Genomic DNA, 22,305 nt, shown 5'->3' on the forward strand with positions numbered 1-22,305 from the left:
GAACCAGGCCGCGTCGTGCCCAGTCAAAGGAACTGACGGAAACACACGACGAAGAAGGCGGCAGGGCGGATGTCCCAATCACGGATCCACTACGATCATGATGAGGTGTTGCACGCTTTGTCCCGAGCCGAGGCTCAGGCCCGGGATGCCTCTGCGTCCCACTCCCAGGCCCGGCCGGCGATGCCCGTGTCAGCGGCCGGAAAAGAGTTCACCGCTCTGGCCGAGCGCCTGCAGTCGGCGTTTCTGCGGGTCCATGAGACCGGGCAGCGGCGGGTTGATGTGCTGGCGCAATCCCTGGCGGCCGGAACAAGCCAGGTGGAGAACTTCACCCGCGCCGACGAGGACATAGCCGAGAGCTTTCAGGCGGGTCAGCCATGAGCGTGGATCTCAACCTGCCCATGCTGGCGGAGTTCGACCGCGCGGTGGCGGACTTCACCGCCGCCTCGGCGGGGGCCTACGGCGGTGGGCGGGCCGGGATCGAGGCGCTGCGCTCGGCGGTCGGCACCCTCGACGGGCTGGACACGGGGGAAATCCATCGGGCGGGTGTGCTGGGTGCGCGAGGAGGCCGGGGCCCTTCGGAGGGGAGCGGACCCGACCGCTTCGACATCGTCGACATGGCGTCGGAGCTGCTCGTCGACGTGGCCGGGAGCGTACTGAGCGACTTCTTCATCAGACAGAATGACGGTTACGAGAACGAGCGGGAATGCACCGGCGGGTTGGAGCAGGATCTCCGGGCGTGCTGCGAGACGGTGGACACCATCGTCGGGGATTCCGCGACGGCGCTGGAGGAGATCCTCCTGGCCGCGACCTCTCTGCTGGGGCCGCTGGCCATGCTGCTGCGCGCCACCCCGGCGGGAAGGGTTCTCTCGGTGGCGGTCGCCGCGGGCTCCGCGCTCATCGACAGCACCGTCTCCACCGGCGTTGAGACCTGCCGGGAGCGGGACACCCAGGTAACCGGATGCCTGGACAAGATGGCGCAGAAGTGTGAGAGTCACTGCGACAGCGAGGCGGCCAACCCGCCCGCTCCCGCGCCGGAGCCCTGTGCTCCCACGCCCTGCGCGCCGGGCCCCGCGGTTCCGAACCCGGCACCCGAGCCGGCGGGTCCGGCGCCGGTCGTGGAATCGGTACCGACTGCGCCGACGGCCGTGCCCGCACCTGCACCCGCACCGGCGGCACCGGTGCCGGCTCCCGCGCCCTGCCCGGAGCCGGTGGTGAGCTCCTCCGTCAGTCCCTTCGGGTCACTGCTCCTGGAAGCGGCCTCGACGATGACGGGATCCATGCAGGCGTCCGCGGAGGCGTGTCTCGCCAGCTTCGATCGAGGCATCCAGGAGGCGGTGTCCTCGGCGACAGCGTCGTCCACCAACAATTTCCTGGGCGTGCTCGGATCGTCGGGCGCCGCGGTCATCCAGATCGACGCCAGCGCGTGCTGTTGCTGTCTTGAGGAGTGCGCGCCCCCGGAGGAGCCGGACTGCCCCGAGCCTGCGCCGCCGACGCCACCGGAACCTGAGCCCGCACCGGAACCTGAGCCCGCACCGGAACCCGCACCGCCTGCACCTGATCCGCCGCCACCGCCCGCCCCGGAACCAGCGCCCGAGGGTGTCATCGCCCCGCCGCCGGAGCTGGCGGAGGTCCCCGAGCCTCCGGCCCCGCCGGAGAAACTCGAGCACCTGGGCACTCAGGCGACGGCAGCTGAACCCACCGAGATCAGGACCCGAAAGGCAGGAACCTGGTGAACGACTTCGATGAATTCGCCCGGCAGTTTCGTCGGCGAACGGCAGCACGGATGCTGGAGTTCGAGGCGACGATGGACAAGATCCAGCGCGACGTGGAGAAGAGCGCGGCCGAACAGGCGGCGGAACGCCGGCCACGAGCCCGAGCGGGCACACCTCGGCCGGCCCCGAGATCAGGCCAGGTCAAGAGCGTGCTGCGCCGAGACTAGGGGGCTGTTAGTCGTCGATACGCGCCGGGGTGGAACCGGAGGTGTAGGTGCTGGAGACGCGGTCGGCCAGCTCGAGCCGGCTGAGGCTGGTGACCTGCTTGGCCTCCGCGATCTCTGCGGAGAAGTCCTCGTACTTCTTCTCCTTGCCCAGCTGGTGGAGGAGGAAGCCGGTGAGCAGTCCGCGGACCCGCTCCTGGCCGGCACCCTGCGGCAGACCCATGCCGACGGTGAGGCGGAAGAGCATGTCCTCGGTGAATCCCTGCTGGTTGATGCCGTCGACCTTGCGGAAGGCGACGTCGCTGCCCCAGTTGTAGGCCAGGCGCTCGGGGTTACCCGCGCCGAAGACCTCGCCGTCCTCGGACGCGATGACCAGGCCCGGCACGTTCAGCGAGCGGGCGGCAGCATCCGCGGAGGGGGAGACGACGGCGGGGAACAGGGCACCCACCGCCTGAACGCGGGGGTTGTTGGCCGCTGCGAGCACCGCCGCGCCGCCACCCATGCCGTGGCCGACGACGCCGAGTCGCCCGGGGTTGACCGTGACGTTGCCCTCCCCGAGCTTGACACCCGCGAGGATCTGCAGGGTGGAGTCGAGGTCGGCGGCGAATCCCGAGTGGTCCGGGTTGAGGCCGGTCTCGGTATTGGGGGCGCCGACGACGATGCCCCAGCTGGCGAGGTGGCGCAGCGTGGCGTGGTAGCTCTTCACCTTTTTGGTCCAGTCGTGGCCGAAGGCGATGGCCGGCAGGCCGTTGCCCTCGGCCGGCGTGTAGACCTTGCCCTCGATACCGGTGTAACCGAGATCGCCGACTAGGACCCGGTGGGGGCCACGCTTGGACAGATTGGCCAGGGGTTTCTTCAGATTCACAGACACGCACACCACGATAGTGGAAAACCCCGGTGCTCTGGCGGTAGACGGGCCAGGGACGGCGCGGACGTATCAACTAGAGAAGAGTTGACGCGGTGGTTTATTGTGGCACCCATGTGTGGAATCGTCGGATATGTAGGTGGCCGTCAGGCCCTGGACTTGGCCGTGGATGCGCTCCGTCGCATGGAGTACCGCGGATACGACTCGGCGGGCATCGCGCTGGTCGGTACGGATGAGAACGGGGAGTCCTTTCTCAAGGCGGTCAAGCGCACCGGCAAGCTCGCCAACCTCGAGGACAAGATCGCCGAGGTAGGGGCGGAGACGCTGACCGGCTCCACCGCGATCGGGCACACCCGCTGGGCCACCCACGGCCGGCCGACGGACGAGAACGCCCACCCGCACGTCAGCTTCGACAACAAGGTCGCCGTGGTGCACAACGGCATCATCGAGAACTTCGCGCCCCTGCGCGCGGAGCTCGAGGCCGAAGGCATCACCCTGCAGTCCGACACCGACACCGAGGTCGCCACCCACCTGCTGGCGCTGGCCTACAACGACGGCGACACGGCCGGCGACTTCCGCGCCTCCGCGCTCAAGGTGCTCAACCGGCTCGAGGGCGCCTTCACGGTGCTGTTCACCCACGCCGACCACCCCGACCAGATCATCGCCGCCCGCCGCTCGACGCCGCTCATCGTCGGCGTCGGCGAGGGGGAGATGTTCCTCGGCTCCGACGTCGCCGCCTTCATCGAGCACACCAAGAACGCCGTGGAGCTGGGCCAGGACAACGTGGTCATCATCACCAGGGACGACTACGAGATCCTCAACTTCGACGGCACCGCCGCCGAGGGCCGCCCCTTCACCATCGACTGGGACCTCGAGGCCGCCGAGAAGGGCGGATTCGACTCCTTCATGATGAAGGAGATCCACGAGCAGCCCGCCGCCGTGCGCGATACCCTGGCCGGTCACTTCGAGGACGGCCGCGTCATTCTCGACGAGAGCAACCTCTCGCAGTCCGATCTCAAGTCCTTCAACCAGGTCTTCGTCGTCGCCTGCGGTTCCGCCTACCACTCCGGCCTGCTGGCCAAGTACGCCATCGAGCACTGGGTGCGCATCCCGGTCCAGATCGAGGTGGCCAGCGAGTTCCGCTACCGCGACCCGGTTCTCGACGAGCGCACGCTGGTCCTGGCCATTTCCCAGTCCGGCGAGACCGCCGACACCCTCGAGGCCGTGCGCCACGCCAAGTCCCAGGGCGCCAAGGTGCTCGCGGTGTGCAACACCAACGGCTCGCAGATCCCGCGGGAGTCCGACGCCGTGCTCTACACCCACGCCGGCCCCGAGATCGGCGTGGCCTCCACCAAGGCCTTCCTCGCCCAGGTGGTGGCCAACTACATCGTCGGCCTGGCGCTGGCGCAGGCCAAGGGCACCAAGTACCCGGACGAGATCAGCGACATCTGGGCCTCTCTCGAGGAGATCCCGGGCAAGGTTGAGGAAGTCCTCGCTTCGCAGGAGGAGGTAGGAAAACTGACCTCCGCGCTCGGGGCGGTGCCGACCATGCTCTTCCTCGGCCGCGGCGTTGGTTTCCCTGTGGCTCTCGAGGGTGCGCTCAAGCTCAAGGAGCTTGCCTACATCCACGCCGAGGGCTTCGCCGCGGGCGAGCTCAAGCACGGCCCGATCGCGCTCATCGAGGACGGCCTGCCCGTCGTCGTCGTGGTGCCCAGCCCCCACGGGGTCAAGCAGCTGCACTCCAAGATCGTCTCCAACATCCAGGAGATCCGGGCGCGCGGAGCCAAGACCATCGTCATCGCCGAAGAGGGCGACACCGCGGTCGAGCCCTACGCCAACTGGCTCATCCGCATCCCGGCCACCCCGTCGATCATGCAGCCGCTGCTGGCCACCGTTCCGCTGCAGTTCCTCGCCGCGGACATCGCCCGCGAATGCGGCAACGAGGACATCGACAAGCCGCGCAACCTCGCCAAGTCCGTCACCGTCGAATAACCGTCGCGTGAGCATGAGCCAACTGCGCGCCCGGATCGACCTCGACGCCATCGCCCACAACACCCGCGCCGTGAAGGCGCGCCTGTCGGAGGGCACCCGCCTCATGGCCGTGGTCAAGGCCGACGGCTACAACCACGGCGCGGCCGAGGTCGCCGCGGTGATGGCGGAGAACGGGGCCGACGCGTTCGGGGTCGCTACGGCCGCCGAAGGCAGCAGGTTGCGGGAATCGGGCGTCGATAAGCCGATCCTGGCGTGGCTGTGGAGCCCCGACGATCCGGGGGACGAGGTCACCGAGGCGCTCGCCTCCGGGGTGGAGCTGGGCGTGCCCAGCCTCGTGCACCTGCGGGCGCTGGTCGCGATGGAGATCCCCGCGCGGATCTGCCTCAAGCTGGAGACAGGCATGCACCGCTCCGGCATCGACGAAGCCGCCTGGTACGAGGCCTTCTCCCTGGCCAGGGACACCCCCTTCCTCACAGTCACGGGAATCTTCAGCCACCTGGCCCGCGCCGATGAGCCGGATGACCCGGCCAACGACCTCCAGGCGGCGAACTTCGCGCGTGCCATCGAGATCGGCCGGTCGCTCGGGCTGGAGCTGCCCGTCAACCACCTGTGCAACTCCCCGGCGACGTTGAGCAGGCCGGACCTTCACCACGATCAGGTCCGGGTCGGACTGGCGCTCTACGGCATGAACCCGCTGCCGGGGGAGTACGACCTCAGGCCGGCGATGACCTGGGCCGCGGACGTGGTGTCCGTGAAACCCCTCGCGCCGGGGGACGGCGTGAGCTACGGCCACACCTTCACCGCGGACCGGCAGGGGTACACCGCGGTGCTGCCGGTGGGATACGCCGACGGGCTTCCCCGCGCGATGCAGGACAAGCTGCAGGTCACCATCGCCGGCCGGCGCTACCAGCAGATCGGGCGGGTGTGCATGGACCAGATCGTCGTCGACCTCGGTGACAACCCGCACGCCGTCATGCCCGGGGCGGAGGCCGTGCTCTTCGGGCCGGGCGCGATGAGTGTGGACGAGTTTGCCGACGCCCTGGGCACCATCAACTACGAGGTCGCTTGCCTGCCCAAGGGCCGCACGCGGAGGCAGTACCGGTGAAGCCGACCTTTCCCGCAGAGGGGACACGCAGGCTGGAGACCGCCGAGGACACCAGGGGATTCGGCCGTGAGCTCGGCGGCGCGCTCGAGGCCGGGGACGTGGTCATCCTCGACGGCCCCCTGGGAGCGGGCAAGACCACGCTGACCCAGGGGCTGGCGGACGGCCTGGGTGTCACCGGCCGGGTCACCTCGCCCACGTTTGTCATCGCGCGCGAGCATCCCTCCGCAGGTGAGGGTCCAGCGCTCATCCACATGGACGCCTACCGGCTGGTGGGCGGCAGCGGCGACCCGGTGGGGGAACTTGACGCCCTCGACCTGGACACGGGCCTGGAATCCGCCGTCGTCGTCGCCGAATGGGGCGGGGGACTGGTGGAACAGATCGCGGAGACCTACCTTTTCGTCTCGCTCGACCGCACGACCGCGGTGGAGCAGGACCCGGATTCCGAGGCCCGCATCGTCTCGTGGGGCATCCGACAGCCCGTGTAGTAACGTGACAGAAATGTCGAAGAGCCTCAAGACGCTAGCTGGCGTCATCATCGTCCTTTTCCTCCTGGCCGTCGCCGGGCTGATCTTCCTCTCCACCCGCGCCCCGGAGCAGGCGAGTTTCCCCACCGGTGGCGTGGAGCGTGCCACCGCCGCGGCCGATGACGCCGGGCTGAGGCTCACCGCAGTGTCCCCGATGGACGCCTACGGCGAGGAGTTCGTCGCGGCCGTGCCGGTCTGCCCGGGCACCACTCCGCAGCTGGTCGTGGACACCTTCGGTCTGCCGGAGGCGCCCGAGGGGCTGCCGGACAGGGTCGGCCTGGAGTCCAACTACCTCGTGCTCATCCGCGAGGACGGCACCTCCGCCGCCGACGAGATCTCCCGCTCCGCCGTTGATTTCTGTGCCTCCGGCCAGCTCCCGCCGTTCAACGCGGCGCAGATGCTGCCGCTGATGAAGACCGACGAGGGCGGCTGGGTCCTCGCCTCCTAAGCGTCTAACCTGGGTGGCGTGCTAGTCCTCGCTCTCGACACCGCCACCCATGACCTGGTCACCGGCCTCGTCGACACCGAATCAGGTGTCGCGACCGACCGGGTCCTCCCCGCCACCCGCGGGCACAACGAGCTGCTCATGCCCACGGTGACAGAGCTTCTCGACGCCTCCGGCCACGCCTTCGCCGACCTCGACGCGGTCGTTGTCGGACAGGGCCCCGGGCCGTTCACGGGTCTGCGGGTCGGCATGGCCACCGCCTCCGCCATCGCGCAGGCACGGGGGATCCCCGTCTTCGGCGTGAGTTCGCTGGACGCCATCGCCACCCGCCACGACGCGAAGAACCTCCTGGTCGCCACCGACGCCCGCCGTCGAGAGGTGTACTGGGCCCACTACGTCGACGGCGTCCGTGTGTCGGGCCCGTCGGTCGATCAGCCCGGCAATCTGCCGGACAACATCGAGGTGGATGCGGTCGTGGTGCCGGAACACCTCGTCGACAAGCTTCCCGCGCACCTGGCAGCGGTGCCGCACGTCGAGCTCACCCCCCGCGCCGCGGGGCTGGTGTCCTGCGCCGATCTTTCCGCCCAGCCGGAGCCGCTGACCCCCGCTTATCTGCGCCGGCCCGATGCCGTACCGCCGACGCCGACGCCCCGCTCGGCGGCGATCCCGGAGGTACGCCCGTGAGTTTTGAGGTCCGCGAGCTGCGCGCCGGGGATGCTTCGCGCTGCGCCGAGCTGGAGCAGGTGCTCTTTCCCGGGGACAACCCCTGGCCGGAGCGGGTGTTCTCGGTGGAGTTCGCCCACCCGCACACCTTCTACCTCGGGGTGTTCGACACCGAGACCGACCTCATGGTCGGCTACGCCGGCCTGGCCATGCTCGGGCGGCCGGACGACCCCGAGTTCGAGATCCACACCATCGGAGTGGATCCCGCCTACCAGCGCCGCGGCATCGGCCGTCATCTCATGGATCAGTTCACACACACCGCGGACACCATGGGCGGGCCGATGTTTCTCGAGGTCCGCACGGACAACGCCGCGGCGATCGCCATGTACGAGTCCTTCGGCTTCACCACCCTGACCACCCGCAAGAACTACTACCAACCCTCGGGCACGGACGCCTTCACCATGTCACGCCAGCCCCGCACATCCAGCCCGGAAAGGAACGGCGAATGAAGGTCCTCGGAATAGAGAGCTCCTGCGACGAGACCGGTGTCGGCGTCGTCGAGCTGTCGGAGGACGGCACGATGCGCGTCCTCGCCGACCGGGTCGCCTCGTCCATGGCCGAGCACGCCCGGTTCGGGGGTGTGGTGCCCGAGATCGCCTCCCGCGCGCACCTGGAGGCGATGCCCCAGGTCATGGCGGCAGCGCTGGCGGAGGCCGGCATTGAGCGCCCCGACGCCGTCGCCGCCACCGTGGGCCCGGGGCTGGCTGGCGCGCTGCTCGTCGGCGCCGCCGCGGCCAAGGGTTACGCCGCCGCGTGGGGAGTCCCGTTCTACGGCGTCAATCACCTCGGCGGCCACGTCGCCGTGGCCAACCTCGGCGGCACCACCCTCGGCCACTCCATCGCCCTGCTGGTCTCCGGCGGGCACACGCAGATCCTCGAGGTCGACGCGGTGGGCAGGCCCATGAAGGAACTGGGGTCGACGCTGGACGACGCCGCCGGCGAGGCCTACGACAAGGTCGCGCGTCTGCTGCACCTGGGTTACCCCGGCGGCCCGGTCATCGACCGCCTCGCCGCCCAGGGCGACCCGGGTGCCGTGGCCTTTCCCCGAGCCCTGACCAGGGCCGACGACCTGCGCGGGGAGCAGCGCTACAACTTCTCCTTCTCCGGGCTCAAGACCGCCGTGGCCCGCTATGTCGAGGCCGCCGAGCGCGAGGGACGGGTCATCTCGGTCGAGGATGTCTGCGCGTCCTTCCAGGAGGCCGTGGCCGACGTGCTCACCCGCAAGGCCGTGCTCGCCGCCGAGGACACCGGCGCGCGGACCATGCTGCTCGGCGGCGGAGTGGCGGCCAACTCCCGGCTGCGCTCGCTGCTGGGAGAGCGGTGCGCGGCGGCCGGCATCGAGCTGCTGACGCCGGAGTTCCGCCTGTGTACCGACAACGGCGTGATGATCGCCGCGCTGGCGGGACAGCTCATTCACGAGGGTGCGGAACCGTCCTCCCTGGCGGCCGCGACGGCTCCCGGGCTGGCGGTCGAGGTTCCGCTCGTCGGCTAGCGTTGCGCTGCGCTTTTCTCTCCGTCGCAGTAGCCTTAGTGGCCCGTGAAACTACGTACGAAAGAATGAGCCATGACCAACGGAATTCTCGTTAATCCTGACCTGTCCACCCGCCCCGTCAGCTTCGACGACAACCAGCTCGCCGAGCTGCTCGGTGGCAGCACCACCGAGCATGTCGCCGTCTCCTTCGACGAGGGCCAGGATGGCCTCGTGGCCATCGTCAATTCGGCGCCCAACGCTGGCCTGGAAGAGCCCAACGCCTTCGCCTCACTGGGAAAGAACCACGCCAACACCGGCAATTCCGCCTTCTTCTCCGATCCCACGGCCGCCATCACCGGCCCGGTCATCGTCGTCTCCGGCTCCGTCGGCGCCGTCTCCGACATCACGGAGGCCGGGCAGGAGCAGGTCGAGGAGGGGCTGCGCGCCACGGCGAACTACCGCGAGGACTACCCGCAGGAGTTCCAGCTGTGGCACAACGCGGCCATGAACCTCGGCTGACACTCCCCGCTCAAGGTTGAGCGCTGGCACTCAAATGATTAGAGTGCTAAATAGGTTGCTGGCACACAGTTGTTCACCCGCGACGACGGCTGCGATGGCCCTACAACCGCGCACAACACACTTAAGAATTTCCAACGAAAGGCATTCCCGTGGCTAACGTCAACATTCGCCCGCTCGAAGACAAGGTCCTCGTCCAGATCCTCGAGGCCGAGACCACCACCGCCTCCGGCCTGGTCATCCCGGACTCCGCCAAGGAGAAGCCGCAGGAAGCCACCGTCATCGCCGTCGGCCCGGGTAAGCAGAACGACGACGGAACGCGCGCCCCGATCGATGTCAAGGAAGGCGACGTTGTCGTGTTCTCCAAGTACGGCGGCACCGAGCTGAAGTACGACGGCCAGGAGTACCTGCTCCTGTCCGCGCGCGACCTGCTTGCCGTCGTCGAAAAGTAACCAAGGAGGGCATGAGCCTTCATGGCTAAACTCATCGCATTTGATCAAGAGGCCCGCGAGGGCATCCAGCGCGGCGTCGACGTACTCGCCGACACCGTCAAGGTCACCCTCGGCCCCAAGGGCCGCAACGTCGTCCTGGCCAAGGCCTTCGGTGGCCCGCTGGTCACCAACGACGGCGTGACCATCGCCCGCGAGATCGATCTCGAGGACAAGTTCGAGAACCTCGGCGCACAGCTGGTCAAGTCCGTCGCCGTCAAGACCAACGACGTCGCCGGCGACGGCACCACCACCGCGACGCTGCTCGCCCAGGCCCTCATCTTCGAGGGACTGCGCAACGTCGCCGCGGGTGCCAACCCGGTCGAACTCAACCGTGGCATCGCCGCCGCGGCGGAGAAGGCCGTGGAGGAGCTCAAGGCCCGCGCCACCGAGGTGTCCTCCAGCCAGGAGATCGCCAACGTCGCCACCGTGTCCTCCCGCGACCGGGAGATCGGCGACGTCGTCGCGGGCGCGATGGACAAGGTGGGCAAGGACGGTGTCCTCACCGTCGAGGAGTCCCAGTCCATCGAGTCCTCCGTCGATGTCACGGAGGGTGTCTCCTTCGACAAGGGTTTCCTCTCGCCCTACTTCGTCACCGACGCCGACTCGCAGCAGGCCGCGCTGGACAACCCGGCCATCCTGCTGGTCCGCGGCAAGATCTCCTCGCTGCCCGACTTCCTGCCCATCCTGGAGAAGATCGTCGAGTCGTCCCGGCCGGCACTGATCGTCGCCGAGGACGTCGACGGCGAGCCGCTGCAGACGCTCGTGGTCAACACCATCCGCGGCGCGCTCAAGGTTGTCGCCGTGAAGTCCCCGTACTTCGGCGAGCGCCGCAAGGCGTTCATGGATGACCTGGCTGTCGTCACCGGCGCCACGGTTGTCGACCCCGAGGTCGGAGTCACCCTCAAGGAGGCGGACATCGACGTGCTCGGTTCCGCCCGCCGCGTCACCGTCACCAAGGATGAGACGGTCATCGTCGACGGCGCCGGCTCCTCCGAGGAGGTCGACGCCCGCCGCGAGCAGATCCGCCGCGAGATCGAGAACACCGACTCCAGCTGGGACAAGGAGAAGGCCGGCGAGCGCCTGGCCAAGCTGTCTGGCGGCGTCGCCGTCATCAAGGTCGGCGCTGCCACCGAGACCGAGATGAGCGAGCGCAAGCTCCGCGTCGAGGACGCCATCAACGCCGCCCGCGCGGCGGCGCAGGAAGGTGTCATTGCCGGCGGCGGTTCCGCCCTCGTGCAGATCGCCAAGGAGCTCGAGTCCTTCGCCGAGCAGTTCGAGGGGGAGCAGCGCATCGGCGTGCTCACCGTCGCCAAGGCGCTGCGCCGCCCCGCGTTCTGGATCGCGGAGAACGCCGGCCTCGACGGCTCCGTCGTGGTCAACCGCATCTCCGAGCTCGCCAACGGTGAGGGCTTCAACGCCGCCACCGGCGAGTACGGCAACCTCATTGAGCAGGGCATCATCGACCCCGTCAAGGTGACGCACTCCGCCGTGGTCAACGCCACGTCGGTGGCGCGCATGGTGCTCACCACCGAGGCCTCCGTCGTGGAGAAGCCGCAGGAGGAGGCCGCTGCCGCCCAGGGCGTGCACGGCCACCACCATCACTAGGTAGGCACACGACGCCAGCGTGAAGGCCCGTCCGGAGAAATCTGGACGGGCCTTCCGTGTGCGGCCAGGCTCAGGCGCCGGTGTGCGACGCCGAGGTGCGGCCGCGGTGCATGCTCAGGCGCTCCGACTCGGAGAGCCCGCCCCAGATGCCGTAGGGCTCGGAGACCTTGAGGGCGTGATCGCGGCAGTTGCCGATCACGGGGCAGGTCTGGCAGATCGCCTTCGCGCGGTTCTCCCGCTGCGCCCGGGCACGGCCGCGCTCACCGTCGGGGTGGTAGAACACGTCGGAGTCCTCGCCCCGGCACAGGCCGTGAAGCTGCCAGTCCCAGAAGTCGGCGTTGGGGCCGGGGAGGAGATGGGGTTGCGACATAGGGTGGGACTCCTTCGTGGGGAACTGTTCTCATACCGTGGCCCGAGGCAACTGGTGTGGCCGTCATGCTCGCCGGGCGCTTCGATAGGGAGTGTGGTACTCACTGGTGAACAACACATGACGAAGGTGTTACTACAAAGTTCCCCGCCTCGGATTAGGGTGGATTTACCGCCGTTAGCCTGCGTTTTCAGCGAAGGTTAAGAGTTTGTGAACATTGCGAACGGCCCGGAACAGGCCCGAGGGGGGTACAGTGAGCCGTCGCAGCATATTCAGGGACCACCGCTATCCCTGTGCTTGTTCCCAGCCCTACTCCCCACCGAATGAGGATCCGTGAGCGAGATCGACGACGAACTGGCCGTCCTCGTGCCTAAGGCACGAGAGGGCGATCGTCGGGCGCTGCAGTCGATCATCCGTCTCATTCACCCCAAGGTGCTGCGCTACGCCCGGGCGCGCATCGGCGGCGGCCGGGCTCCCACCCCGGAGGACGTGGCGCAGGAGATCTGTCTCGCGGTGGCCACGTCGGTGGAGAACTACGTGGACAAGGGCCGGCCGTTCATGGCGTTCGTCTACGGCATCGCCTTCAACAAGGTCGCCGACGCCCACCGGGCCATGTCCCGCGACAAGTCCAATCCCACCGAGGATGTCCCGGACACGGTGGATTCGAGATTCAGCCCGGAAGAGGCGGCCCTCACACTCGACGGAAGTAACAGAGTGCGTGAGCTGCTCGATTCACTCAGTGAGAAGGCACGGGAGATCCTCATCCTGAGGATCTACGCAGGCCTGTCCGCCGAGGAGACCGCAATCGTCGTCGGCAGCACCCCGGGTGCAGTGCGGGTAGCACAGCACCGGGCGCTCGCCGCGCTGCGAAAACTCGTGGACGAACAATCTCTCGACCGCCAAGGAGTGCATGACTGATGGATCGCCGATACAGGTCCGGGTCCGGTGAAGATTTCGCCGACCAGTTTGCACCGTTGGCCAGGGACGACGAATTCCTCACCGCGCTGTCCCAGGGACAGGATCCCTCCGAGGGAACCGACGAACTCGCCGCACTTCTGCTGCAGCTGCGTGACGACGTCTCCGCACCCATGCCGCCGGCACCCCTCATCGACGAGGAGGAGACGGACGGGAACACCACCGTGATCCCGCTGGCCTCGCGCCGACGCCGTTCCGGCGCCCTGCTCCACGGCCTGGTGGGTGCGGCCGCAGCGACCGTGCTCATCGCGGGCTCGGGCGCGGTGCTCGTCGGCTCCGGGCTCATCGGGCAGCAGCATGATGACCCGACCGTGGTGGAACTCGCCGGCACCCTGGAGGAGATCCAGACCCGTGCGGAGGAGGGTGACATCAGCGGCACCCGCGAGCTTCTTGATGAGGCGCAGCGGCTCGTCGCCAGGTTGGACAGCAAGAACAACCCGGCCGCGGAATCCACCGGCGGGGCGCCCGTGCCGATCCGGGGAGAGAACCAGACGGCCACCGTCACGGAGACCTCCGACACGACCGTCGACGCCGAGGCCAGCCCGGTCACCGTCACCGCCCCGGGAGCCACCGTCACCGAGTCCGCCGTGGTCACCGAGACCGCGCGCGCCACGGAAACTCAGGTCGTCACCGTCACGGAGACCCGCGCGGGCACCGTCACCGTCACGCCCACGCCGGACGATGATGAGCCGGTCGTGCTGGGCGACGCAGGCTGAGCCTGAGTCAGCGGCGGCCCTCCAGGCCGTCGAGGTAGCCGACCGCGTAGTCCCAGGGAACGTAGGCGTCCACGTCGGGTTCCGCGCTCGGCTCGTGCACCGGTCCGAGCTCACCCTTCAGCGAGGCCTGCATGTTGCCGGCCATGATGTCCCAGTCGTAGTAGTGCATGATGTCGCAGTCCTCGCAGAGGAAGTAGATCCCCCGCATCCCGCGCGGCTCGAGGATGTTCTTGCACTCGCGGACGATGCGCAGATCCTCGAGGACATGGGCGCGTTCCTCGTCGGAAAGCGGCGGCACGTCCTCCGAGGCGTCGTCCTCGAGGAACGAGGCCGGGTCATTCGGGTCATCGGCGAACGGGTCACGCGGCATCATCGAGTCGAAGTTCACACAGGTCACCCTATTTGTCTCCGAGCCCGCGGGCAATTCTCGCCCGTGCGGCAGAGGCATTACAGTGAAGGCCATCAACGACGGCGATCGACGACCTGCAGGAGTGTTCCCCACCCATGACTGACCAGCCCATCTCTTTCGGCGGAGACAACCCCTCCAAGGTCGCGCTGACCGGACTGACCTTCGACGACGTACTGCTGCTGCCCGCCGAGTCCCACGTGGTCCCCAGCGACGTGGACACCTCCGCCCAGTTCACCCGCAATATCCGGCTGGGCATGCCCATCGCCTCCGCGGCGATGGACACGGTGACCGAGGCGCGCATGGCCGTCGCCATGGCACGCCAGGGTGGCATCGGCGTGCTGCACCGAAACCTCTCGGCGGAGGAGCAGGCGGGCCAGGTCGAGATTGTCAAACGCTCCGAATCCGGCATGGTCACTGACCCCGTGACCGCCCGTCCGGACATGACCATCGCCGAGGTCGACGAGCTGTGCGCCCGCTTCCGCATCTCCGGCCTGCCGGTGACGGACGAGGCCGGCAAGCTGGTGGGCATCATCACCAACCGGGACATGCGCTTCGAGCGCGACTTCGACCGCAAGGTCTCCGAGGTCATGACCCAGCTCCCGCTCATCGTCGCCGAGGAGGGCGTGGCCAAGGACAAAGCCCTGGAGCTGCTCAGCACCAACAAGGTGGAGAAGTTGCCCATCGTCGACGACAACGGCCACCTCCGCGGGCTGATCACGGTGAAGGACTTCGTCAAGACGGAGCAGTTCCCCAACTCCTCCAAGGACGCCTCCGGCCGCCTGCTCGTCGCCGCGGGCATCGGCACCGGTGACGACGCGTACGCCCGTGCGGGCGCGCTCGTCGACGCCGGCGTGGACGTGCTCGTCGTCGACTCCGCCCACGCACATAACAACCGTGTGCTGGAGATGGTCTCCCGCGTCAAACGCGACTTCGGTGACCGCACCGACGTCGTCGGCGGCAACCTCGCCACCCGCGAGGCCGCGAAGGCCATGATCGACGCGGGTGCCGACGGCATCAAGGTGGGCATCGGCCCGGGCTCCATCTGCACCACCCGCGTGGTGGCCGGTGTCGGCGCCCCGCAGATCACCTCCATCCTCGAGGCCTCCGTCCCCGCCCACGCTGCGGGCATCCCCATCATCGCCGACGGCGGCATGCAGTACTCCGGTGACGTGGCCAAGGCCCTGGCCGCCGGCGCCTCCACCGTCATGCTGGGATCCATGCTCGCCGGCACGATGGAGTCCCCGGGCGACATTGTGGTCATCGGCGGCAAGCAGTACAAGCGCTACCGCGGCATGGGATCCATGGGTGCCATGCAGGGCCGCGGCCTCAGCGGGGAGAAGCGCTCCTACTCCAAGGACCGGTACTTCCAGGCGGACGTCAAGAGCGAGGACAAGCTGGTTCCCGAGGGCATCGAGGGCCGGGTTCCCTACCGCGGCGAGATCGAGACCATCTGCCACCAGGTCGTCGGCGGACTGCGCGCGGCCATGGGGTACACGGGTGCGTCCAGCATCGAGGAGCTCCAGACCAAGCAGTTCGTGCAGATCACCGCGGCCGGCCTGAAGGAATCGCACCCGCACGACATCACCCAGACCGTCGAAGCCCCGAACTACCGCTAGAGGGAAACAGAAACCACCATGCGTGACAATGTCGAAATCGGCATCGGCCGCGAGGCCCGCCGCACCTTCCACCTTGACGACATCAATCTCGTCCCCTCCCGGCGGACCCGGTCGTCCAAGGACGTCGACACGTCGTGGAACATCGACGCCTACAGCTTCGACGTCCCCTTCGTCTCCCACCCCACGGACGCCCTCGCCGGCAGCACCGACTTCATCGCCGCCATGCACGAACAGGGCGGACTGGGTGTGATCAACGCCGAGGGACTGTGGGGCAGGCAGGCGGATCTTGACGCCGCCTTCGCCCGGCTGGCTGAGGCTGCCGCCGAGTCCGCTCCCGCCGCGACGCGGGTGCTCCAGGAGCTGCACTCCGCGCCCATCGACACGGAGCTGCTCGCCGAGCGCCTCGCCGAGGCCCGCTCCACCGATGCCACCCTCTCCGTGCGTGTCTCCCCGCAGCGCGCCCGCGAGCTGACCCCCGCGCTGGTCAAGGCCGGGGTGGAGCTGCTGTTCATCCAGGGCACCATCATCTCGGCGGAACACGTGGCCAAGGGGGGAGACCCCATCAACCTCAAGGAGTTCATCTCCGAGCTGGAGGTCCCGGTCATCGCCGGAGGGGTGAGCAATTACACCACCGCCATGCACCTCATGCGCACCGGAGCGGCCGGCATCATCGTCGGCGGCGGACGCAACACCTCGGCCGCCGCGCTGGGCATCGAGACCCCCATGGCCACGGCCATCGCCGACGCCAACGCCGCACGCCGGGAGTACCTCGACGAGACCGGTGGACGTTACGTGCACATCCTCGCCGACGGGGAGATCGAGACCTCGGGTGACATCGCCAAGGCCATCGCCTGCGGCGCGGACGCGGTCATCCTCGGCGCCCCGCTGGCGGCGGCCAGCGAGTCTCCCGCGGCGGGCCACTACTGGCAGTCCTCCGCCGCTCACCCGCGTTTCCCCCGCGGGGTCATCGAGCGCGACGAGTTTGCCCTCGCAGCCGAGGAACCCGTCTCCCTGGCGAGCCTGCTGCACGGCCCGTCCTCGGACGCCTTCGGCTACGAGAACCTCTGCGGCGGTCTGCGCCGGGCGATGGCGAAGTGCGGATACACCGACCTCAAGAGCTTCCAGAAGGTGGATCTGGCCGTATCTTGAGTTTTTGACTCGGAGGGGGAGTAGATTCTCCCTCTGTGAAAACTCAGGTGAGCAAGCCTCACTTCCCGGTACGCCGCGACAACTTCACGGCGGTCCCCTCCCGTAAGAAGGGGACCTACCCCTGGTGGCAGACGATGTGCCTGTCGGGCGTGGACTACTTCTCCACCCTCGGCTACCAGCCGGGCATCGCCCTGCTGGCCGCGGGCGCCCTGGCCCCGCTGGCCACCCTCATCCTCGTGGCGGTGACGCTCCTCGGCGCCGTCCCCGTCTACCGGGCGGTGGCCGCGAAGTCGCCGCACGGGCTGGGGTCGGTGGCGCTGGTGGAGAACATCGTCCACGGCTGGAAGGCCAAGTTCCTCATCCTCGTTCTCCTGGGCTTCGCGCTCACGGACTTCATGGTCACCATCACGCTCTCGTCCTCCGACGCCTCGGCGCACCTGCTGCACTCCACGTCCAGCCCCTGGCTCATCCCGCTCACGGTGGGGCTGATCGTCGTGCTGGCCGCCGTGTTCATGCGGGGATTCACCGAGGCGGTGTCCGTCGCGGTGGTCATCGTCGGCGTGTATCTCTCGCTGACCACCGTGGTCATCGCGGTGGCGATGTACCACGTCGTCACCGACGGCGCGGTGGTGTCCGCGTGGTGGGCATCGCTGTGGCATTCCCAGGGCAACCCCTGGATGGTGCTGCTCGTGGCGGTCATCGTCTTTCCCAAACTTGCCCTCGGCCTGTCGGGCTTTGAGACGGGCGTGTCGGTCATGCCGCTCATCCGGGCAGACAACCTGGAGCAGCGCATCCACCGGGGGAAGCTGCTGGTCACGGTCAGCGCCGCCATCATGAGCGTCTTCCTCATCTCCTCGGCCTTCGTGTGCGCGCTGCTCATTCCGGAAACGCAGTACAGCCCTGGCGGTGCCGCGGACGGCCGCGCCCTAGCCTATCTGGCGCAGCTCTACCTGGGGGATGCCTTCGGCCTCGTCTACGCCATCGCGTCGGTGGCCATCCTGTGGTTCGCGGGTGCCTCGGCGATGGCGGGCATGCTGGCGCTCATCCCGCGGTATCTCCCGCGCTACGGCATGGCGCCGGAGTGGGCGCGTCGCTCGCGCCCGATGGTCCTGCTGCTGTCGGCGCTGGCCATCGTCATCGTGCTCATCTTCCGCGCGGACGTGGACGCGCAGTCCGGGGCCTACGCCACCGGCGTCCTGGTGCTGCTGGTGTCGGGCGCGGTGAGTGTCGCCGTCCTGTCGGACCGGAAGCTGCTGCCCGTGCTCACCGCGCTCGTCCTCGGGGTGACGCTGCTGGCCAACGTCGTCGAACGCCCGGACGGCCTGAAGGTCGCGGCCTTCTTCATCGCCGCCATCGTCGCGGTCTCGCTGTTCTCGCGGTGGCGCCGTGGTTATGAGCTTCGCGACGTCGGCGTCACCTTCAACCCCTCCGCCGAGCGCATCCTCCAGGCGCATTCCACGGGCTCCAGCCTGACCATCATCCCCTCCGCACCCGGGGGCGGCGACGCCAAGGTGCGGGGGATGCGGATGCGGGGCAGGGTGCGCGGCCCGGTCGTCCTGCTCGAGGTCACCCTCGTGGACCCCTCCTCCTACGCGGAGGAACTGTGTGTGCGGGGTGGCAACGACGACGGCGTCCCGGTGTTACGGGTGGCTGCCCCCTCGGTGGCCAACGCCGTCGCGGTCATCGCGCTGCGCATCCAGGCGATGACCGGCATCACCCCCGATGTCTACTTCGAGTGGTCCAGCGGCAGCCCACTGCGTGAGGCCGCCCGGTATCTGTTCACCGGCCGGGGACAGAACGCCACGGCGACCCAGGAGATTCTGCGCCGAGCGGAGGCCGATGAGGACCGCCGCCCACGTATTCACGTGGACTAGCCTTCGCCGGGTAACATCACCGTTCGTGAGTGCGAATACGGTTTCAGTCCACCCAGTCCTCGTCGTCGATTTCGGCGCCCAGTATGCCCAGCTCATCGCCCGGCGTGTGCGTGAGGCCAACCTCTATTCCGAGGTCATCCCGCATTCCGCGACCATCGAGGAGATTGTGGCCAAGGAGCCGGCGGCCATCATCCTCTCCGGCGGACCGTCGTCCGTGTACGCGGACGAGGCGCCGGGAATTGACCCGCAGATCTTCGAGCTGGGCCTGCCCATCTTCGGCATCTGCTACGGCTTCCAGACCATGGCGAATGCGCTGGGTGGCACCGTCGCCAAGACCGGCGCCCGCGAGTACGGCCGCACCGAGCTGACGGCCGACGGCGGCGACCTGCACCGGGGGCTCGAGCCTGTGCACCAGGTGTGGATGAGTCACGGCGACTCCGTCACTGAGGCTCCCGAGGGGTTCACCGTCACGGCCACCTCCCCGGGCGCCCCGGTAGCGGCGTTCGAGAACGTGGACAAGAAGATGGCCGGCGTGCAGTACCACCCCGAGGTCGGCCACTCGCCGCACGGCCAGGAGGTGCTCACCCGCTTCCTTCACGAGATCGCCGGGCTCGAGCCCACGTGGACCGCGGAGAACATTGCGGAGCAGCTTATCGACGACGTCCGCAACCAGATCGGTGACGGCTACGCCATCTGTGGTCTGTCCGGCGGCGTCGACTCCGCCGTGGCCGCCGCGATCGTCCAGCGTGCCATCGGCGACCGTCTCACCTGCGTCTTCGTCGACCATGGTCTGCTGCGCAAGTACGAGCGCGAGCAGGTGGAGACCGACTACGTCGCCGCCACCGACGTTCGCCTGATCACCGTCGACGAGTCGGAGGCGTTCCTGGCCAGGCTCAAGGGTGTGTCCGAGCCGGAGGCCAAGCGCAAGGCGATCGGTGCGGAGTTCATCAGGTCGTTTGAACGCGCCGTCGATAAGGCGCTGGAGGGACAGGACACCGCGTTCCTCGTGCAGGGCACGCTGTACCCGGACGTCGTGGAATCCGGCGGCGGTGCGGGCACGGCGAACATCAAGAGCCACCACAACGTCGGCGGACTGCCCGACGACGTCGAGTTCGAGCTGGTCGAGCCGCTGCGCCTGCTGTTCAAGGACGAGGTGCGTGCCGTCGGCCGCGAGCTGGGTCTGCCCGAGGCGATCGTCGGGCGTCAGCCCTTCCCGGGCCCGGGCCTGGGCATCCGCATCATCGGCGAGGTGACCAGGGAGCGCCTGGAGATTCTCCGCGACGCCGACTTCATCGCCCGCGAGGAGCTCACCCGGGCGGGTCTCGACGGCGAGATCTGGCAGTGTCCCGTCGTGCTGCTCGCCGACGTGCGCTCCGTGGGTGTGCAGGGCGACGGCCGCACCTACGGCCACCCCGTCGTGCTGCGCCCGGTCTCCTCGGAGGACGCGATGACGGCCGACTGGTCGCGGGTGCCCTACGACGTGCTGGAGAGGATCTCCTCGCGCATCACCAACGAGGTCGAGGAGATCAACCGCGTGGTGCTCGACGTGACCAGCAAGCCGCCGGGAACCATCGAGTGGGAGTGACGTGCGGCTCTTCGCCTCGCTGAGCCCCTCGGAGGAGGCCCGGGAACACCTGGTCCGGGCTCTGCGCCCGATCCGCGCGGATCTGGGCACGGACCTGGCGTGGACTGATCCGGAGCAGTGGCACCTGACGCTCGCCTTCTACGGCGAGCAGCCGGACGGCGCGGTCGACGACCTGCTGGCGCACCTGGCCAGGACCGACGCCCGGGCGATGACCCTCTCGCTCAAGGGGGCAGGGTCGTTCAACCGGAAGAACCTGTGGATCGGCGTCGGCGGGGAGACCCGCGAGCTGAAGCGCCTGATGGCGGAGTGTCTGCTGGACCCGTCGGAAAGCACCCGGCAACGCGCGCACCTCACGGTGGCGCGCAACCGGGTGCGCGGGCGGGACTGGGATCCGTTTCTCGGCGACGTCGTGCACGCGCTGTCCGTGTACGAGGGGCCGGAGTTTCTCGCCGACCGCATCGACCTCGTGCGCTCGACCCTGGGGGCCGGGCGCAGTGGCGGGGCGCTGCACGAGACGGTGGGAAGTGTCAGTTTAGGCCGCTGACGTGCACCGGGCCGACGCCGCCGTCGATCCTGATGGTGAGCAGTTCGCCCTCCGCGTCCTCGTGGTAGGTGCCCTCGGTGCAGTTCGTGGCGCCGAGGCCGTCCTCGCAGACGAGCTCGACCGGGCCGCGGGGGAGAAGGACGGTCAGCGGGCCGACGCCGTGGTCGATCTCGACGGTGTGTTCCTTCTCCAGCGTGGGCAGGCGGCTGAAGTCGAAGGTGGCCGGGCCAGCCTCGCTGTCGTAGGTGTCCTGCAGCTGGTTCTCACTGGTGGGACGGGCGTCGGGGTCGATGAGCGGGGTGGTGATGGAGGCGGCTCCGTCGCCGGGGCCGTCGATAAGCGTGACCTTCAACGTCTCGCCCTCCGCTCCCGGGTTCCGGTTGCCGGGCGTGCACTCCCAGTCCGGCGCGTCGTCGCAGGAGACGGTGACGGGGATGTTTTCGGGCAGGACCAGCCGGAGATCCTGGTCGGTCGCCGTCGCGGTGACCTCCCGGTCCTCCGTGAGTGCGGGCAGGTGGGAGAGGTCGAGGGTCAGCGGCTGATCGCCGGTCTGGTAGCTCGCGGAGAGTTCCTCGGCGGAGGTGGGGGTGATGGTCTCGCGGCCGGTGTCGCCGGTGAGGAGCCACAGGAACCCGCCCGCCGCGCCGACCAGCGCGACGACCAGCACGGTGATGCCGAACCCGCCGAGGACCCAGGCCCACACGCTGGTCTTCTTCCGGGCAGGCTCCGGGGCGGGAGGCTCCGGGAGATGCCAGGCGAAGGGGGCGGTGCCCAGCGGATCCCACGCCGGCGGGGCCGGCTGCGGGTTCATCGAGGTGTAGGCGGAGAGGTTCACGCTCTGCCCGGAATCCTCGCCGGGAAGCAGCCCGGCGGGGGGCTCCGGGAGGCGCTGGTGCAGGCCGTACCAGGCGAGCAGCAGCAGGGCGATGGCGATGATCGCGGTGGAGCCGAGGTAGTCGCTGTCCCAGACGGTGAAGAGGCCCGAGAGGAGAATGAAGCCGATGAGCAGCCACCAGCCAGCGGGGCGCTCCCCACGCTCCTGCTCGGTGAGCTGATCCTTCCGGCGGAAGACGGCCTGTGCGGGGGAGGTGGTCATGCCGTAGCGCGGCATGCACATCCAGGCCAGGAGATAGGCGGCGATGCCTCCGCCGACGGCCAGGGCGGTGACGACGAAAGCGATGCGGACGAGGGTGGGATCGATCTGGTAGCGGACGCCGATGCCCTCGCAGACGCCGGCCACGTAGCTTCTGCCACCCTGGTCCTTGCGTATACGGGGTGGGCGGGTCTCCCACATGCGGTTGACGGTGTCGGTGAAGGTGCTCATGGCATTCATTCTGTCGGCGACGCGGCGCAGGCGGAATCGGGAAAGGCCCTGATCTTTCGGGACCCCCGGACCT

General features: G+C 68.6%; 24 protein-coding genes. 20 read left to right on the plus strand and 4 right to left on the minus strand.

Features of this window, described 5'->3' with window-relative positions:
* The first annotated feature begins 69 nt into the window (after positions 1 to 69).
* From CDOO_RS03000 to CDOO_RS03010, 3 genes are read left to right on the plus strand one after another with little or no spacing between them, the layout of a single operon-like run.
* Positions 70 to 378 (plus strand): hypothetical protein, encoded by a 309-nt coding sequence (locus CDOO_RS03000; RefSeq protein ID WP_018021233.1) that lies wholly within the window; start codon positions 70 to 72, stop codon positions 376 to 378.
* Positions 375 to 1,733, plus strand: a complete 1,359-nt coding sequence (locus tag CDOO_RS14140) for a hypothetical protein (protein ID WP_018021232.1) — start codon at positions 375 to 377, stop codon at positions 1,731 to 1,733. Before CDOO_RS03000 ends, CDOO_RS14140 begins: the two co-directional genes overlap by 4 nt.
* Complete coding sequence (locus tag CDOO_RS03010; protein ID WP_018021231.1) at positions 1,730 to 1,939, plus strand: hypothetical protein; 210 nt, start codon at positions 1,730 to 1,732, stop codon at positions 1,937 to 1,939. The genes CDOO_RS14140 and CDOO_RS03010 overlap by 4 nt, the downstream gene beginning before the upstream one ends.
* Positions 1,940 to 1,946: 7 nt before the next feature.
* Here CDOO_RS03010 and CDOO_RS03015 read toward each other — a convergent pair whose 3' ends face one another.
* Positions 1,947 to 2,807 carry a poly(ethylene terephthalate) hydrolase family protein gene (locus CDOO_RS03015; protein ID WP_051063991.1) on the minus strand — a complete coding sequence of 287 codons (861 nt, stop codon included), beginning with the start codon at positions 2,805 to 2,807 and terminating at the stop codon, positions 1,947 to 1,949.
* Positions 2,808 to 2,915: 108 nt separating this feature from the next.
* Between CDOO_RS03015 and glmS the strand changes: the two genes are divergently transcribed.
* From glmS to groL, 10 genes are all read left to right on the plus strand, one after another.
* Positions 2,916 to 4,793 carry a glutamine--fructose-6-phosphate transaminase (isomerizing) gene (gene glmS / locus CDOO_RS03020; protein WP_026159259.1) on the plus strand — a complete coding sequence of 626 codons (1,878 nt, stop codon included), beginning with the start codon at positions 2,916 to 2,918 and terminating at the stop codon, positions 4,791 to 4,793.
* 13 nt (positions 4,794 to 4,806) lie between these two features.
* On the plus strand, positions 4,807 to 5,898 hold the full coding sequence (gene alr / locus CDOO_RS03025) for an alanine racemase (protein ID WP_018021228.1): 1,092 nt from the start codon (positions 4,807 to 4,809) through the stop codon (positions 5,896 to 5,898).
* Positions 5,895 to 6,383 (plus strand): tRNA (adenosine(37)-N6)-threonylcarbamoyltransferase complex ATPase subunit type 1 TsaE, encoded by a 489-nt coding sequence (gene tsaE, locus CDOO_RS03030; protein WP_018021227.1) that lies wholly within the window; start codon positions 5,895 to 5,897, stop codon positions 6,381 to 6,383. The genes alr and tsaE overlap by 4 nt, the downstream gene beginning before the upstream one ends.
* Before the next feature lie 13 nt (positions 6,384 to 6,396).
* Entirely contained in the window at positions 6,397 to 6,870 is a 474-nt protein-coding gene (locus CDOO_RS03035) for a hypothetical protein (protein ID WP_018021226.1), read from the plus strand.
* An 18-nt stretch (positions 6,871 to 6,888) separates the two neighbouring features.
* Positions 6,889 to 7,551: a tRNA (adenosine(37)-N6)-threonylcarbamoyltransferase complex dimerization subunit type 1 TsaB gene (tsaB, locus tag CDOO_RS03040; protein WP_018021225.1), complete on the plus strand. Its 663-nt coding sequence runs from the start codon at positions 6,889 to 6,891 to the stop codon at positions 7,549 to 7,551.
* Complete coding sequence (rimI, locus tag CDOO_RS03045) at positions 7,548 to 8,039, plus strand: ribosomal protein S18-alanine N-acetyltransferase (RefSeq protein WP_018021224.1); 492 nt, start codon at positions 7,548 to 7,550, stop codon at positions 8,037 to 8,039. The genes tsaB and rimI overlap by 4 nt, the downstream gene beginning before the upstream one ends.
* A complete protein-coding gene (gene tsaD / locus CDOO_RS03050) occupies positions 8,036 to 9,082 on the plus strand; it encodes a tRNA (adenosine(37)-N6)-threonylcarbamoyltransferase complex transferase subunit TsaD (RefSeq protein WP_018021223.1) in 1,047 nt (348 codons plus the stop codon). The genes rimI and tsaD overlap by 4 nt, the downstream gene beginning before the upstream one ends.
* 72 nt (positions 9,083 to 9,154) lie before the next feature.
* Positions 9,155 to 9,580, plus strand: coding sequence for a hypothetical protein (locus tag CDOO_RS03055; RefSeq protein WP_018021222.1), 426 nt, complete (start codon positions 9,155 to 9,157; stop codon positions 9,578 to 9,580).
* A 149-nt stretch (positions 9,581 to 9,729) separates the two neighbouring features.
* Positions 9,730 to 10,029 (plus strand): co-chaperone GroES, encoded by a 300-nt coding sequence (gene groES / locus CDOO_RS03060; protein WP_018021221.1) that lies wholly within the window; start codon positions 9,730 to 9,732, stop codon positions 10,027 to 10,029.
* A gap of 21 nt (positions 10,030 to 10,050) precedes the next feature.
* On the plus strand, positions 10,051 to 11,673 hold the full coding sequence (groL, locus tag CDOO_RS03065; protein WP_018021220.1) for a chaperonin GroEL: 1,623 nt from the start codon (positions 10,051 to 10,053) through the stop codon (positions 11,671 to 11,673).
* A 70-nt stretch (positions 11,674 to 11,743) separates the two neighbouring features.
* Here groL and CDOO_RS03070 read toward each other — a convergent pair whose 3' ends face one another.
* A complete protein-coding gene (locus tag CDOO_RS03070; protein WP_018021219.1) occupies positions 11,744 to 12,043 on the minus strand; it encodes a WhiB family transcriptional regulator in 300 nt (99 codons plus the stop codon).
* A gap of 330 nt (positions 12,044 to 12,373) precedes the next feature.
* Between CDOO_RS03070 and CDOO_RS03075 the strand changes: the two genes are divergently transcribed.
* Positions 12,374 to 12,958 (plus strand): sigma-70 family RNA polymerase sigma factor, encoded by a 585-nt coding sequence (locus CDOO_RS03075; protein ID WP_018021218.1) that lies wholly within the window; start codon positions 12,374 to 12,376, stop codon positions 12,956 to 12,958.
* Positions 12,958 to 13,731, plus strand: a complete 774-nt coding sequence (locus CDOO_RS03080) for a hypothetical protein (RefSeq protein ID WP_018021217.1) — start codon at positions 12,958 to 12,960, stop codon at positions 13,729 to 13,731. Before CDOO_RS03075 ends, CDOO_RS03080 begins: the two co-directional genes overlap by 1 nt.
* Before the next feature lie 7 nt (positions 13,732 to 13,738).
* Here the strand turns inward: CDOO_RS03080 and CDOO_RS03085 are convergent, their stop codons facing one another.
* Positions 13,739 to 14,128: a DUF5319 domain-containing protein gene (locus CDOO_RS03085; protein WP_155861283.1), complete on the minus strand. Its 390-nt coding sequence runs from the start codon at positions 14,126 to 14,128 to the stop codon at positions 13,739 to 13,741.
* 107 nt (positions 14,129 to 14,235) lie between these two features.
* Between CDOO_RS03085 and guaB the strand changes: the two genes are divergently transcribed.
* Genes guaB through thpR form a run of 5 tightly spaced genes read left to right on the plus strand, consistent with a single transcriptional unit; the run spans position 14,236 to position 20,908 of the window.
* The gene (guaB, locus tag CDOO_RS03090; protein ID WP_018021215.1) at positions 14,236 to 15,756 is read left to right on the plus strand and encodes an IMP dehydrogenase; all 1,521 of its coding nucleotides are present in this window, start codon (positions 14,236 to 14,238) and stop codon (positions 15,754 to 15,756) included.
* An 18-nt stretch (positions 15,757 to 15,774) separates the two neighbouring features.
* Positions 15,775 to 16,905, plus strand: coding sequence for a GuaB3 family IMP dehydrogenase-related protein (locus tag CDOO_RS03095; protein ID WP_018021214.1), 1,131 nt, complete (start codon positions 15,775 to 15,777; stop codon positions 16,903 to 16,905).
* 47 nt (positions 16,906 to 16,952) lie between these two features.
* Positions 16,953 to 18,779, plus strand: a complete 1,827-nt coding sequence (locus tag CDOO_RS03100; RefSeq protein WP_018021213.1) for an APC family permease — start codon at positions 16,953 to 16,955, stop codon at positions 18,777 to 18,779.
* 25 nt (positions 18,780 to 18,804) lie between these two features.
* Positions 18,805 to 20,364: a glutamine-hydrolyzing GMP synthase gene (gene guaA, locus CDOO_RS03105; protein WP_018021212.1), complete on the plus strand. Its 1,560-nt coding sequence runs from the start codon at positions 18,805 to 18,807 to the stop codon at positions 20,362 to 20,364.
* A gap of 1 nt (position 20,365) precedes the next feature.
* Positions 20,366 to 20,908, plus strand: coding sequence for an RNA 2',3'-cyclic phosphodiesterase (gene thpR, locus CDOO_RS03110; protein ID WP_018021211.1), 543 nt, complete (start codon positions 20,366 to 20,368; stop codon positions 20,906 to 20,908).
* On the opposite strand, the gene CDOO_RS03115 is transcribed toward thpR, so the two are convergent.
* On the minus strand, positions 20,892 to 22,232 hold the full coding sequence (locus tag CDOO_RS03115) for a PspC domain-containing protein (RefSeq protein ID WP_018021210.1): 1,341 nt from the start codon (positions 22,230 to 22,232) through the stop codon (positions 20,892 to 20,894). The genes thpR and CDOO_RS03115 overlap by 17 nt on opposite strands.
* Between the last annotated feature and the right edge of the window lie 73 nt (positions 22,233 to 22,305).

Origin of the sequence: Corynebacterium doosanense CAU 212 = DSM 45436 (assembly GCF_000767055.1) — a bacterium.
Taxonomy (GTDB): Bacteria; Actinomycetota; Actinomycetes; order Mycobacteriales; family Mycobacteriaceae; genus Corynebacterium; species Corynebacterium doosanense.

What these genes read in the sequence shown, in the direction of transcription:
- tsaD (WP_018021223.1), top strand. Translation starts at nt 8,036, where the DNA reads ATGAAGGTCCTCGGAATAGAGAGCTCCTGCGACGAGACCGGTGTCGGC.
- CDOO_RS03095 (WP_018021214.1), top strand. Translation starts at nt 15,775, where the DNA reads ATGCGTGACAATGTCGAAATCGGCATCGGCCGCGAGGCCCGCCGCACC.
- glmS (WP_026159259.1), top strand. Translation starts at nt 2,916, where the DNA reads ATGTGTGGAATCGTCGGATATGTAGGTGGCCGTCAGGCCCTGGACTTG.
- CDOO_RS03055 (WP_018021222.1), top strand. Translation starts at nt 9,155, where the DNA reads ATGACCAACGGAATTCTCGTTAATCCTGACCTGTCCACCCGCCCCGTC.
- CDOO_RS03070 (WP_018021219.1), bottom strand. Translation starts at nt 12,043, where the DNA reads ATGTCGCAACCCCATCTCCTCCCCGGCCCCAACGCCGACTTCTGGGAC.
- alr (WP_018021228.1), top strand. Translation starts at nt 4,807, where the DNA reads ATGAGCCAACTGCGCGCCCGGATCGACCTCGACGCCATCGCCCACAAC.
- CDOO_RS03000 (WP_018021233.1), top strand. Translation starts at nt 70, where the DNA reads ATGTCCCAATCACGGATCCACTACGATCATGATGAGGTGTTGCACGCT.
- CDOO_RS14140 (WP_018021232.1), top strand. Translation starts at nt 375, where the DNA reads ATGAGCGTGGATCTCAACCTGCCCATGCTGGCGGAGTTCGACCGCGCG.
- CDOO_RS03035 (WP_018021226.1), top strand. Translation starts at nt 6,397, where the DNA reads ATGTCGAAGAGCCTCAAGACGCTAGCTGGCGTCATCATCGTCCTTTTC.
- guaB (WP_018021215.1), top strand. Translation starts at nt 14,236, where the DNA reads ATGACTGACCAGCCCATCTCTTTCGGCGGAGACAACCCCTCCAAGGTC.
- CDOO_RS03115 (WP_018021210.1), bottom strand. Translation starts at nt 22,232, where the DNA reads ATGAGCACCTTCACCGACACCGTCAACCGCATGTGGGAGACCCGCCCA.
- groL (WP_018021220.1), top strand. Translation starts at nt 10,051, where the DNA reads ATGGCTAAACTCATCGCATTTGATCAAGAGGCCCGCGAGGGCATCCAG.
- CDOO_RS03080 (WP_018021217.1), top strand. Translation starts at nt 12,958, where the DNA reads ATGGATCGCCGATACAGGTCCGGGTCCGGTGAAGATTTCGCCGACCAG.